The 13,252-nt window shown below is 63.2% G+C and carries 9 protein-coding genes and 1 pseudogene; all 10 read left to right on the forward strand.

What is annotated here, in order from left to right:
• Positions 1–40 precede the first annotated feature (40 nt).
• The 10 genes and pseudogenes from OKW41_RS28415 to tagH all read left to right on the forward strand — a co-directional run bounded on the left by OKW41_RS28415 (position 41) and on the right by tagH (position 13,191).
• Entirely contained in the window at positions 41–544 is a 504-nt protein-coding gene (locus OKW41_RS28415) for an Hcp family type VI secretion system effector (RefSeq protein WP_090804249.1), read from the forward strand.
• Between the two features lie 57 nt (positions 545–601).
• Positions 602–1,414, forward strand: coding sequence for a type VI secretion system accessory protein TagJ (locus OKW41_RS28420; RefSeq protein ID WP_429574681.1), 813 nt, complete (start codon positions 602–604; stop codon positions 1,412–1,414).
• 13 nt (positions 1,415–1,427) lie between these two features.
• Positions 1,428–1,931 (forward strand): type VI secretion system baseplate subunit TssE, encoded by a 504-nt coding sequence (tssE, locus tag OKW41_RS28425; protein WP_429574682.1) that lies wholly within the window; start codon positions 1,428–1,430, stop codon positions 1,929–1,931.
• 5 nt (positions 1,932–1,936) lie between these two features.
• Positions 1,937–3,829: a type VI secretion system baseplate subunit TssF gene (tssF, locus tag OKW41_RS28430; protein ID WP_429574683.1), complete on the forward strand. Its 1,893-nt coding sequence runs from the start codon at positions 1,937–1,939 to the stop codon at positions 3,827–3,829.
• Positions 3,793–4,809, forward strand: coding sequence for a type VI secretion system baseplate subunit TssG (tssG, locus tag OKW41_RS28435; protein WP_429574684.1), 1,017 nt, complete (start codon positions 3,793–3,795; stop codon positions 4,807–4,809). Before tssF ends, tssG begins: the two co-directional genes overlap by 37 nt.
• Positions 4,810–4,893: 84 nt before the next feature.
• A pseudogene (tssH, locus tag OKW41_RS28440) lies at positions 4,894–7,715 on the forward strand (type VI secretion system ATPase TssH).
• Positions 7,716–7,779: 64 nt separating this feature from the next.
• Positions 7,780–8,784 (forward strand): TcdA/TcdB catalytic glycosyltransferase domain-containing protein, encoded by a 1,005-nt coding sequence (locus OKW41_RS28445; RefSeq protein ID WP_429574685.1) that lies wholly within the window; start codon positions 7,780–7,782, stop codon positions 8,782–8,784.
• 377 nt (positions 8,785–9,161) lie between these two features.
• Positions 9,162–11,048: a type VI secretion system tip protein TssI/VgrG gene (gene tssI, locus OKW41_RS28450; protein WP_429574686.1), complete on the forward strand. Its 1,887-nt coding sequence runs from the start codon at positions 9,162–9,164 to the stop codon at positions 11,046–11,048.
• The gene (locus tag OKW41_RS28455; RefSeq protein WP_429574687.1) at positions 11,045–11,599 is read left to right on the forward strand and encodes a DUF6931 family protein; all 555 of its coding nucleotides are present in this window, start codon (positions 11,045–11,047) and stop codon (positions 11,597–11,599) included. Before tssI ends, OKW41_RS28455 begins: the two co-directional genes overlap by 4 nt.
• On the forward strand, positions 11,596–13,191 hold the full coding sequence (tagH, locus tag OKW41_RS28460; protein ID WP_429574688.1) for a type VI secretion system-associated FHA domain protein TagH: 1,596 nt from the start codon (positions 11,596–11,598) through the stop codon (positions 13,189–13,191). Before OKW41_RS28455 ends, tagH begins: the two co-directional genes overlap by 4 nt.
• The last annotated feature ends 61 nt before the right edge of the window (positions 13,192–13,252 follow it).

Raw genomic sequence — 13,252 nt, forward strand, 5'->3', positions numbered from 1 at the left:
TACGGCGAGCGCACTCTTTGGCTCACAAATAGAGGTCACTATGGCATTCGACATGCACCTGAAATTCGGCTCCGGAGCGGTCACGATCCAGGGCGCTTCCAATCACTCGAAGCACAAGAACCAGGTTCCGATCATCGCGTGGTCGTGGGGCGCCAGCAATACCGGCAATCTGCACACGGGTGCGGGCTATGCATCGGGCGGCAAGGCCAACATTCAGGACATCACCGTCACGAAGTACATCGACAGTTGCTCGAACGCGTTGCTAAACGCTTGCTGCACGGGCGCGCGCGTCGACAACGCCTATCTGTACGTCACCAACGCAACGGGTCAGCAGACCGACTTCCTGACCATCGAGCTGAGCGAAGGGGTGCTGGTCACGTCGGTATCCACGGGCGGCAGCGGTGGCGACGAACGACTCACCGAGAACATCACGTTGCATTTCGGGAAGTTCAAGTACTCGTTCCAGCCGCAGGACGATGAGGGCAAGGCAAACGGCGGCACCAAGGATTTCACATTCGATATCCAGCAGGTCACCAAGCAGTAAGCAGGCGGCGATACCGGTCTTTTCGCCCGCTTTCTTTCATTGAATGGAGCACATCCAGTGACACTTTCTTCAGTCGATGTCAAACCTGAAAAGCTGCTCGCGGACGGTCATTTGAACGACGCGTTGCAAGCGTTGGCCGCGAAAGTGAAAAACTCGCCCGCGGACGCGACGCTGCGCGTGTTTCTGTTTCAGTTGCTTGCGTTGCGGGGTGACTGGGAGCGTGCGGGAACCCAGTTGACCGTGGCGGGCGAACTGGAACGACAAAACGCGTTGATGGTCGCCGCCTACCGCGCGGCACTGGTCGGCGAACGCGAACGCGAAGCCGTGCTGGCCGCCCTGCGTAACCCGGCAACGGTCGGCGAGCGGTCGGAATGGGAGCGCTTGCTGTTGCAGTCGCTGCAACAACTGTGCGGCGGACGGATCGCCGAAGCGCTCGCATTGCGCGCGCGAGCCTTCGACGAAGCGGAAACGGTGCGCGGCAGCATCGATGGCGTGCCGTTCAAATGGATCGCCGACGCAGACCCGCGTTTCGGGCCGTGCCTCGAAGTGATCCTGAAGGACAGCTATGCGTGGGTGCCGTTCTCGCGCGTCGCTGCGCTGTCTTTCGATGCGCCCACTGATCTGCGCGACAAGATCTGGGCGCCGGTGCGAATCACCTGGAAGAGCGGTGATGAGGCGATCGGCTTCGTGCCTTGCCGCTATTGCGGCAGCGAGCGAGGTGACGACGTCGCGCTCGCGCTGGCAAAGCGTACGGCCTGGACCGATCTCGGCGACGGCTGTTTCATCGGCGTTGGTCAGCGCATGCTGATCACCGACGTCGACGAATATCCTTTGCTCGACGTGCGCTCGATCACGTTCGAAACAGCTTGAGGGGGCGCACGTCATGGCAGAACTGATGCCCCAGGAGCGTCTGCAGCCGTCGCTGCTCGATCGTCTCACCGATTTCGATCCTGCGCAGCGCGAGGAGAGCCGGGAGCAGCGCGTCATTACGGCCGCGCGTTTGCGCGAATACGTGACACGCGATATCGCGTGGCTGCTCAACTGCACGCGGCACTGGAGCAGCGACGAGCTGACCGGATTCGCGCAGGTGGGTAATTCCGTACTGAATTTCGGTATCCCCGATCTTGCGGGTGCGGCGTTGTCGGGTATCGATGCCGAGCTGTTGCAGAACCGGATCCGTTCGGCACTGCTCGACTTCGAACCACGTCTGATCGCCAGCACTGTTCAGGTGAGCGTCGAGGTCGACGAAGCGCGCATGGGCAACCGTTCGCTGCGTTTCCTGATCGAAGCCGACATGTGGGCGAACCCGATGCCGCTTTCTCTCTATCTTCGCACCGACGTCGATCTCGAGACCGGCGAGTTTCACGTGTCGCAACGCTTCGGCTGATCGTCATGGACCCACGACACTTGCGCTACTACAACCGTGAGCTGCAACACGTCCGCGAGATGGGCGCGGAGTTTGCGAGCGAGTATCCGAAGATTGCCGGCCGTCTCGGGATGGAAGGTCTCGATTGCGCTGACCCGTACGTCGAACGGTTGCTCGAAGGCTTCGCGTTTCTGGCGGCGCGCGTGCAAATGAAGCTTGATGCGCAGTATCCGGTGTTCACGCAGCATCTTCTGGAGATGATCTACCCGCATTACCTGACGCCGATTCCGTCGATGGCGGTCGTGCAGTTGTATCCGGATCAAGCCGAAGACCTTCCTGCCACCGGACACCCGGTCGCGCGGCACACGGTGTTGCGCGGTCTCACCGGCTTCGGCGAACGCACGGCGTGCGAATACCGCACCGCGCACGACGTGACGCTGTGGCCGCTCGCGATCACCGAGGCGAGATACCTGGACACACCCGCGGCGCTTGCCGCCGCTGACCTCGTGCCGCCGCCGTCGAAAGCCGGGCAGGTCCGCGCGGGTTTGCGCCTGACGTTCGCAACCCTTTCCGGCGTGCCGGCGAACACGCTCGCGCTCGACAGCCTGCCGGTTTATCTCGCCGGCGCCGACGATCTGCCGCGATGGCTCTACGAGCAGCTGATGGCCAACCGCATCGGCTATACCGTGCGCGCAGCCGCGCCGGATGGGCAAACCATCGAGACACAGCATGACGCGTCGGCGCTGCGCGCCAAAGGCTTCGACGAAGATGACGCGATACTGCCCTACGGTGGCCGTTCGTTCAGCGGTTACCGGCTGTTGCAGGAGTATTTCGCGTGTCCGGAGCGTTTCCTGTTTGCCGAGTTCACGGAGCTGCGCCCGCTGCTCGCACGTTCGCGGGGCAACGAGTTCGAGATCGTGGTGTGGCTCGACCGCAGCGTGACGCGCCTGCACAACGCGATTGATGCAGGCAACTTCCGCCTGTTCTGCGCGCCGGCAATCAATCTGTTCGAGCGCCGCGCGGATCGTATTCATGTGCAGCAGGGCGACACCGAGTATCACGTGCTCGGCGACCACACCCGGCCGATGGATTTCGAAGTGCATAGCGTGCTGGAAGTGCAGGGCTACGGCGATCGCCAGGAGCCGGAGCAAAGCTTCCTGCCGTTCTATGACAGCACCGCTCGCACATGGCACGGCGGGCAGGCGGCGTTCTACACGCTGCGCCGCGAGCCGCGGCTGATCTCGAGCCGCCAGAAGCAACGCGGCGCACGCTCAAGCTACGTCGGCAGCGAAACGTTTATCGCGCTCGTGGATGCCAACGACGCGCCCTATGCGACCACGCTGCGCCAGTTAGGACTGCGGCTGCTGTGCACGAATCGCGATTTGCCGCTACATATGCCGGTGGGCAAGTCGTACACCGATTTCACGCTCGATACCGACGCGCCCGTGTCGTCGATCCGCTGTGTGGCTGGACCGACCCGGCCACGCGCGCCGAGCGCGACCGGCGAATCCGCGTGGCGGCTCATCAGCCACCTGCAGTTGAACTATCTGTCACTGCTCGACGAGGAAGGCGAAACGGGCGCGGCGGCGCTGCGCGAAATGCTCGGCCTGTATCACGACGAGTTCGACGCCGCGACGCGACGGCAGATCGAAGGCATCAAGCATGTCGCGGCGAAGCCCATCACGCGTCGCGTGCCGGTGCCCGGGCCGATCACGTATGGCCGCGGGCTCGAGATTACGCTGAGCTGCGACGATGCCGCTTTTGAAGGCAGCGGCGCATTTCTGCTCGCGTCGGTATTGCAGCATTTCTTTGCGCGCTATGTCTCGCTGAATTCATTCGCCGAGACGGTGTTGCGCACGCTCGAACGAAACGAGGTGGCCCGATGGCCCGCGAATCCCGGCAAGCGCCCGATCCTGTAGTGCTCGAAGCCGCGTTGCGCGCGAGCCCGGAAGATTTCGAGTTCTTCGAGGCAATGCGCCGTCTCGAATGCGCGTATCCGGAACGGCCGCGGTTCGGTCATTCGACCAGGCCGGCCGAAGATCCTGTGCGTCTCGCCCATGCCGCGGCACTGGAATTTCCGTCGCGCAGCATCGCGCGTTTCGAGGCGGGAAAGGCCGGCCGGCCGGCGCGGCTGGTTGGGCTGTTTCTCGGTTTGTTCGGACCGAACGGGCCGCTGCCGTTGCACCTCACCGAATACGCCGTCGATCGGGAGCGGAACGCGAAAGACCCGACGTTCGTCGCGTTTGCCGACGTGTTTCATCACCGGATGCTGAGCCTCTTCTATCGCGCGTGGGCCGATGCGCAGCCCACCGTGCAGCTGGACCGTCCGGAACAGGATCAGTTTCGCACCTATGTCGGCGCGCTGATCGGCATCGCCACGCCGCACCTCGACGGACGCGACGCGCTGCCCGATCAGTACAAGCGCTTTTTCGCCGGGCGTCTGGTGCCGCAAGCGCGCAATGCCGAAGGACTCAGGCGTTTTCTCGAGCACTTCTTCGGTGTGCCGGTGCGCGTGCTCGAGTTCGTCGTCGGGTGGATGCAATTGCCTCGGGACGCGCGTTTGCATATGGGCAAGAGCATGGCCTCGATGGGCCGCGACGCATTGCTCGGCACGCATGTGCGCGGCGCGCAGCAGCGCTTCCGGCTGCGCGTGGGGCCGCTGACCCGCAACGAGTTCAACCGTTTTTTGCCGGGCGGCGACACGCTCCTGCAACTGGTCGCGGCGGTCAAGTTGTATGTGGGCGACGAGAAGGGCTGGGACGTGCAGCTCGTGCTGAAGAAAGAAGAAGTGCCGCTGACGCATCTGGGTCAGGCGGCCCGCATGGGCTTCAACACGTGGATGGGCCGCTATCCGCAGCACAACGATGCCGACCAGGTCGTGTTGAGCCCGGCCGAGTGAAGTCCGGCGTACGCATGTCCAGGCATCTTTCAACTGAACTGGCGACTGCTTCGCGGCCGCCTCTGGTCATACAGGATTGGAATCATGGCTGAAATAAGTCGTGGCGCCTTGTTCGGCAAGCTCAACGCGCTGGCCTATCGGGGTATCGAAAGCGCTACCGTGTTCTGCAGGCTACGCGGCAACCCGTGCGTCGAACTGGCGCACTGGATGCATCAGATCCTGCAACTGCAGGATTCGGATCTGCATCGCATCGTCAGGCATTTCGGCCTGGATCCGTCGCACCTTGCACGCGACGTCACGGTCGCACTCGAACGTTTGCCGCGCGGCAGTACGAGCATCTCCGATCTGTCGGCCGAGGTGGAAGAAGCGGTCGAGCGCGGCTGGGTATTCGCTACGCTGCTGTTCGGCGAAGCCCAGGTGCGCACCGGCTATCTGATCGTCGGCCTTTTGCGCACGCGACACTTGCGCCACGCATTGCTCGATGTCTCGGGGGAATTCGCCAAGCTACGCGCCGAGACGTTGGCCGACGACTTCGCCGGCATCGTCGAAGGCTCGCCGGAAGACGGCCAGCTTGCCACCGACGGGTTTCGTGCCGGCGCGGTTGCGTCCGGCGCGGTTGCGTCCGGCGAGGTTGCGCCGGGCGAGAGCAGCGGTGCGATGGCGCCCGCGCAGATGGGCAGGCAACAGGCGTTGCAGCAGTTCACGGTCGATCTGACCGCGCAGGCGCGCGACGGCAAGATCGACCCGGTGGTCGGCCGCGACGCCGAGATTCGCCAATTGGTCGACGTACTGATGCGCCGGCGCCAGAACAACCCCATGCTGGTCGGCGAAGCGGGTGTCGGCAAGACGGCTGTGGTGGAGGGGTTCGCACTGCGCATTGCGCGTGCCGACGTGCCGCCGCCATTGCGCAACGTGCAGGTACGTGCGCTCGATATCGGCCTGTTGCAGGCCCCGGCGCGAGCATGAAGGGCGAGTTCGAAAACCGCCTGCGTCAGGTGATCGACGAAGTGCAGTCTTCGCGCAAGCCGATCGTCCTGTTCATCGACGAAGCGCATACGCTGGTGGGCGCGGGCGGTACGGCGGGCACCGGCGACGCGGCGAACCTGCTCAAGCCCGCGCTCGCGCGCGGCAATCTGCGCACGATCGGCGCGACCACCTGGGCCGAATACCGGAAGCACATCGAGAAGGATCCGGCGCTGACGCGACGTTTCCAGCCCGTGCAGGTGGACGAACCGAGCGAAGAGAAGACCATCCTGATGATGCGCGGTACCGCGAGCGTGATGGAGCAGCATCATCGTGTGCAGATTCTCGACGAAGCGCTCGAAGCAGCCGTCAAGTTGTCGCATCGCTATATTCCCGCGCGTCAGTTGCCGGACAAGGCCGTGAGCCTGCTCGACACCGCGTGCGCGCGTGTCGCGATCAGCCAGCACGCGGTGCCGGCGAAAATCGACGACACACTCAAGCGGATCGAGGCGCTGGAGACCGAGCAGACGATCATCGCGCGCGAGAAAAGCGTCGGCATGGAGGTGGAGGCTCGCGAGTCGCTGGCTTCAGCGACGCTCGAAGCGGAACGGCTGCGGTTGCAGCAGTTCGAAGCCGCGTGGGACAACGAGAAATCGCTGGTCCAGCAGATTCTGGCGTTGCGCGCGCGGCTAGGACGCGAGGCCGCGCCGGGCGAGCGCGCCGGCAGTGCGCGGGAACCGACTGCGCACGGCGACGCGAAGTCCGACGCATCGACAAACTCGTTCGCGCCGCCGGCGCTCGACGATGACACGAGGGGAGAGGTGCTTGCCGAGTTGAAACAACTGCAGGCGCAGCTCGCCGAGCGGCAGGGCGAAAACCCGCTGATCCTGGCGAATGTCGACTACCAGGCGGTCGCGTCGGTCGTCGCTGACTGGACCGGCATTCCGGTCGGACGCATGGTCCGTAGCGAACTGCGGACCGTGATGAATCTCGCCGACCTGATGTGCGAGCGCGTCGTCGGTCAGGACCACGCGATGGAGATGATCGCCAGGCGCATCCAGACATCGCGCGCCGGTCTCGACAACCCCAACCGTCCGATCGGCGTGTTCATGCTCGCCGGCACGTCGGGCGTTGGCAAGACCGAGACCGCGCTGGCGCTCGCCGAGGCGCTGTACGGTGGCGAGCACAACCTGATTACGATCAACATGAGCGAGTTTCAGGAAGCGCACACGGTTTCGACGCTGAAGGGCGCGCCGCCAGGCTATGTCGGTTATGGCGAAGGCGGAGTGCTGACCGAGGCCGTGCGGCGTAAGCCGTATTCGGTGGTGCTGCTCGACGAAGTGGAGAAAGCGCATCCCGATGTCCACGAAATCTTCTTTCAGGTGTTCGACAAGGGCGTGATGGATGACGGTGAAGGCCGCTCGATCAATTTCAGGAACACCTTGATCCTGCTGACCACGAACGTCGGCACGGATCTGATTGCCGGCCTGTGCCAGGACCCGGAGCTGATGCCGGATGCGCAGGGCCTCGCCAAAGCGCTGCGCGAACCGTTGCTCGAGGTGTTTCCACCCGCGCTGCTAGGCCGGCTCGTGCCGATCCCTTACTTCCCGCTCAGTGGCGCGATGCTCGCGAAGATCGTGAGACTGCAACTGGACCGCATCAAGCGGCGTATCGAGGATCGCTATCGCGTGCCGCTCGACTATGACGACGCCGTGGCGCAACTGGTCGTGAGTCGCTGCACGGAGAGCGAATCGGGTGGCCGGATGATCGATGCGATTCTGACCAACACGATGTTGCCTGAGATCAGCCGCGAGTTTCTCGCACGCATGATCGACGGCGTCGCGATCGAGCGGGTTGGCGTGAGCGTCGAGGACGGCGATTTTGCGTATCGCTTCGACGAGTGTGCGCCGCTCATCGCCGCGATTCCCGGCATTCCTGATTAGTGTGACCGGAACGCCACACGCTGAGGCGGCCGAAAGAAATTGACCTTTACGAGGAGTTCAAAACGTGAAAGCTATTCCAAAGATAATTCATATTATCTGGATTGGCGGCGATATCCCGCAACGAAACCGCGATTGCATCATAACGTTTCCGAGGTTGAACCCCGATTGGGAGGTGAATCTCTGGATTGATGCCAATCAGTTACTGACAGGCGAACGTCGTCGCCAGATCAGCGTACAACACAATGCCAGCACTACTCCGAACCAATGGGATGAGGTGGCTCAACGTTTGGGTGAGGACGGGGGCGATTCGGCAACGATGAGATATCTGAATCAGTATCTGAACATGCGCGGCGAGGATTTGCATGGAATGCGGGGCCGGCAGGTCAACTCGATCATAAACTTCTGCGAGCAGAACAGGCTCAAGCTGCGCGAGGTGCAGCATGATTTGAAGATGGGTAAGAACTCTACGATTTACCGACGCGAATTGGTCAATCGCGGAGCCAACTTCGGTTCGGCCAGCGATATTCTGCGAATCGAGATTCTTCTTCAGCATGGCGGTCTCTATGTCGATACCGACGTCAGCTGCGTCAGTCCCCTGGGGGAAATCATCTGCCACCAGTCTTACCCGCGATTCTCCGCCGTGCATCCCGCCTGGCATCACGGAATAAGCGAGAGCGACTGGGTGAATCCAAACTGGTGGGAACAGAACGTCAGAGGCGACCAGACGCCATCGATCAGCAACTCAATCATTGCGAGTCACGCTGGCAGCGGTGGCTTGAAGTCCTACAAATCGCTCATACACAGCAACTTCAGATCGATCAGGAACAGCGATGCTCTGCGAACAGAATATATGAATGACGTCCGGACGAGCACGATCAGAATGACGGGACCAACGGCAGCAGCGGAGAGTTCAGGCTTCAAAAAGGTCCGGGACAAAATGTTCGAGGAGCAAGTCCGCGCTCAGACCTCGGATCAGAAACTGCAGAACAATCTTTTCATGCGAGATAACTGGTACTTCCCCATGCACAAGGTCACGGACAGTTACTTTCACGATTGGCTTAGCGTATGAGTTCTTCGAGCGAATCGGGGATCACGTCAATATCGGGTTGATCCATAACACGCAGGACGACCGTCCCGTGGTCGCGAACGACCCGGTGGACAATTCGCGGCGACTGGTCAATATGGGTTCGGATCCGCTCACTCAGGAGACCTATATCAAATTCATTTGCGCCATGACGAAGGAATAGATCGCATGGGCCGGGTGTTCTGTTTGCCAAAGGGCGTACTAATCGCGCCGGGAGATGGAGCGATGCCAGCAGGCAAAAACCGTCAACCTGGAGGCGTCCGGTTCGCAACAGCGGCGCCGATACCGGTTCGATCACCGCGCTGCGGCTTTCCGTCCGGTACGACTTACCCGCAACGTAAAGAAGGTTCGCAGATCACGTCATGGCCCACGCAATCACACTCACTTCCAGTCTCGGCAGCAGCCTCCTGTTCGCAAACATGACCGCGACCGAGTCGCTCGGTCGGCTGTTTTCATATCGGCTCGAAGCGATCAGCAAGAACGCGGAAGTCGATCTGCGTTCGCTGCTGGGCACGCCGATGACGGTGAAGCTTGTCACGCCGCAAGGCTATACACGTTACTTCAACGCGATTGTCCGCGAAGGCGAGCAAGGCGGCTTCGTCAACATCGACAACGTGCGCTATGCGGTCTACACGTTCACGCTCGTGCCGAAACCGTGGTTAGCGACGCGCAGACGCGACTGCCGCATCTATCGAAGCATGAGTGTGCCGCAGATCGTCCAGTCGGTACTCGGCGACATCGGCTATAGCGATCTGAAGGTGAGCCTCAGCGGTAGCTATCCGCCGCGCGACTATTGCGTGCAGTACCGCGAAAGCGACTTCGACTTCGTCAGCCGGCTGATGGAGCAGGAAGGCATCTACTACTTCTTCACGCATACGCAGAGCACGCACACGATGGTGCTCGCCGATGCGCTCGGCGCGCACTCGAGCGTGGCTGGCTTCGAGCAGATTCCCTATGCGCCGCCGATCGAGCGGGGCAAGCGCATGAAGGCGTCGATCAGCGACTGGGAGACCTCTCGCGCGGTCAACGCGACGAAGGTGCAACTCGACGACTACGACTATCTGAAGCCGAAAGCATCGCTGCTTGCCACCGAAGAGCTGACCGACATGGAGGACGCGCACAACGTGAGCGGCCTCGACATCTACGACTATGCGTACGACTACGTTGGCTACGACGAGCGCCTGTCCGACGGCCAGCGCTACGCGCAGGTGCGCGCGGATGCGTTGAATGTGCCGCTCGCGATGAGCGCCGGCCACACCGACGCCTGTGGTCTCGCCACGGGTGCGCTGTTCAGGCTCAAGGACTTTCCGCTTGCCGACGCGAATCACGAATACCTCGTGATCGACGCGGTGACGCGCCTCGTCGAGCCGGACTACTCGGCGGGCGGCGGTGGAGACGATGGCGAGGCGCCGTTCAGGTGCGGCTTCAAGGCGATCCGCAGCCGCCAGCTGTTTCGCACGATGCCGACGACGCCGCGTCCGGTGATCGCTGGCCTGCAGACGGCGGTGGTGTACGGCGATACGCCCGAAGACATCGCCGTCGACAAATACGGCCGCGTGCAGGTCACGTTCTTCTGGAATCGTCAGGGCAAACCGAACGCGCGGAACTCGTGCCCGGTGCGGGTCGCGCAGATGTGGGCCGGCAAGCGCTGGGGCGCGCAGTTCATCCCGCGCGTCGGACAGGAAGTGGTGGTCAGCTTTCTCGACGGCAATCCGGACCGGCCGCTGATCATCGGCAGTGTCTACAACGCCGACAACATGCCGCCGTACAACCTGCCGGACAACAAGACCCAAAGCGGTGTGAAAAGCCGCAGCCACGAAGGTGGTGGTAGCGACGACTACAACGAGATCCGCTTCGAAGACCGGATGGGCAGCGAGCAGGTGCTGATTCACGCGCAAAAGGATCTGCGCGAAGAGTCGGAGCACGACCACGATGTACAGGTCGCGCGCAACTACACGCTGACGGCGGGCAACCAGATCAGGCTGGTCACCGGACTTGCCAGCATCACGATGAACAGTACCGGCGAGATCGCGATTCAAGGCACCAGCATCTCGCTTAACGGAGACATGAACGTGACGATGGCATCGGGTCTTGCGATGGAGATCAACTCGAAAGCGAATCTGAACATGAGTTCGATCGCGGCGATGGAAATCCTGTCCGAGGCCGATTGCCTCGTGCAGTCCACCAACCTGCAGTTGATCGGGACCGCGACGGCGGTACTGGGCGGCGCGGCTCCGATGATCTTATGAGCACGCCGTCGATATTCGAAGCAGCGCGCCAGATGCGGCTTTCCACGCGCGCGCAAGCGTGCCTGCGGCCGTCGATGGCGGCGCGTTCGGCGGTGCAGACATTGCTCGACGCCGGACATTCAGCCGATGCGTTGAGCCTGCTTGGTCGTCTTCTGCCGCGCCGTTATGCGGTGGCGTGGGCGTGCCAGTGCTGCCGCCGTCAGACGCTCGACGAACACGACCGCGCAGGTCTCGAACTCGCGGAAGCGTGGGTGCGCGATCCCAGGGAAGCGCAACGCGCTGCGGCGCTCGCGTTCGCGAAGACGCATCGCTACCAGACGATCGGCGCATGGACGGCTGCCGCCGCAGGTTGGTCGGGCGGCAACCTGAATCCGGAGCACGAGCGGCCGACGCCGCCGCCGGAGCATCTGACGGCGATCGCGGCGACGGCCGCGGTGAACTACATGGCCGCGCTGGTTCCCGCGCGGTTCGATGCACGCCGTGCCGCGTTCGTGCGCGATGCGCTGGGCCTGCTGAGTGTTCCTGAAGGTATCGATGGAGGTATGCAATGAGCGCCGCGCAGAGGCTGATTCTCTCGATAGAAGGCGAGGGGACTGGCGGCTTCGACGCAAGCCGCGAGCAGGTGTTCGACTGCCGCGATGGCAGCATCGGCCGTTCCGACGAGTGCGACTGGGTGCTGGGCACGGAAGGCGTGTCGCGTCTGCACGCGCTGGTGCGCTACCTGAACGGCATGTATTTCATCGAGGACCGCAGCACGAACGGTATGTCGCTGAACGGCGCGCCACTGCGAAAAGGCGATCCGGCCGCCCTGAAGCAAGGCGACCGCTTGCAGATCGACACGTTCGATGTCAGCGTGCGCTTGAGCGGCAACGGATCGACCGAACCGAACCCGCGGGCCGGCTCGGTCGATCCGGGGCGCACCGCGTCTTTCGTTGCTGCCGCGCCGGCCCCAGCCTGCGCACCGGCGCCTGCGCCTGCGCAAAACAGGGGTCCGCTGGACCTGAGCCTGCTGCTCGCGCCACGGCGCGCCACCCCGGCGGAGGACCATGCGGGCGAGGCCGAAGGCCTGATTCCGGGCGTCGCCGACGGATCGGCGCCGGGTGCGAGTCTCGATCCACTCGCATTGTTCGATGTGCCATCGTCCTACGCCGACGAACCGCTGCCTCGCGTATCGTCCGCGCCCGGTTGGAACCACACGCCTGCGGCGGCCGACCGCTTCCGGCCGCCGCAGGCCGAGGCAGCACGGCTTAGCGGGCCCGTGCTCCCGGAAGACTGGGACGCGAGCGCGAGCCTGGTCGCCGCGCGTTCCGGGCAGGGGCGATTCGAACCTTCTGAAGATGTGTCCATGACGACTGGCGGCATCCCGGCGCTTGTGCCCGCACCGTCGCCGCGACGGCAACGCTTGTCGGGAGATCTGACCGGACCATTCGCGGTTGCGCCAACGCACGCATCGACGCCGACGCAGGTGCCGCCGCAAAATCAAAGGCAGTCGGAAACGCCGATGCATTCGCACGCGTCGCCGGACACAACACCCGTCGTGATCGCTGCGGCAGTAGCATCGCCGGCAGTGCCTGCGGTTCCGACCGCTCCGCTCGCCTCTGCCGCCCCGTCGCCCACCGGCGAAGACGCTCCCGAATTGATGGAAATGTTCCACATTGCCGTCGACGCGATGATGGACGTGCTACGCGCGCGCGCCGAACTGAAGAACAGCTTCCGGCTGCCCGCGACGTTGATCCAGCGTTCTGAAAACAACCCGTTGAAGTTCGCGCCGACCGCGCAGGAAGCCGTCACGAGGCTGCTCGCGCCGCCCGATGGCGGCTTCCTCTGCGGCAACGCCGCGCTGAACGATGCCGCCGACGACATCCGCAATCACCAGATGGCGATGCTTGCTGGCGTGCGTTCCGCGTTCCAGTCGCTGCTCGCGCATTTCGATCCGGCGAGGATCGAACGGGAAGCCGAAGGCAGCGTGCGCCGTTTGCCGCTCGGTGGCCGGCCGCGTCACTGGGAGCGCTACAAGGAACAGTTTGAAGAAGTCACGAGAAATCCCGATGAATGCTTCAGGCGGCTTTTCGGCGATGAATTCGCGCGCGCCTACGAAGAACAGCTCGGACGCCTGAAAAGGCGGCGCAACGAGCCAACGTAACCAGCCAACGCGACCCGCCGGCGTAACGCGGTGCGGCGAGGCCCGAGGCCGTCGCGACCCG

It is taken from the genome of Paraburkholderia sp. UCT70 (assembly GCF_050434085.1).
GTDB lineage: Bacteria > Pseudomonadota > Gammaproteobacteria > Burkholderiales > Burkholderiaceae > Paraburkholderia > Paraburkholderia tuberum.

Coding starts and splice junctions, on each gene's coding strand:
- OKW41_RS28415 (WP_090804249.1), top strand. CDS start 41: ATGGCATTCGACATGCACCTGAAATTCGGCTCCGGAGCGGTCACGATC.
- tssE (WP_429574682.1), top strand. CDS start 1,428: ATGGCAGAACTGATGCCCCAGGAGCGTCTGCAGCCGTCGCTGCTCGAT.
- tssF (WP_429574683.1), top strand. CDS start 1,937: ATGGACCCACGACACTTGCGCTACTACAACCGTGAGCTGCAACACGTC.
- tssG (WP_429574684.1), top strand. CDS start 3,793: ATGGCCCGCGAATCCCGGCAAGCGCCCGATCCTGTAGTGCTCGAAGCC.
- tssI (WP_429574686.1), top strand. CDS start 9,162: ATGGCCCACGCAATCACACTCACTTCCAGTCTCGGCAGCAGCCTCCTG.
- OKW41_RS28455 (WP_429574687.1), top strand. CDS start 11,045: ATGAGCACGCCGTCGATATTCGAAGCAGCGCGCCAGATGCGGCTTTCC.
- tagH (WP_429574688.1), top strand. CDS start 11,596: ATGAGCGCCGCGCAGAGGCTGATTCTCTCGATAGAAGGCGAGGGGACT.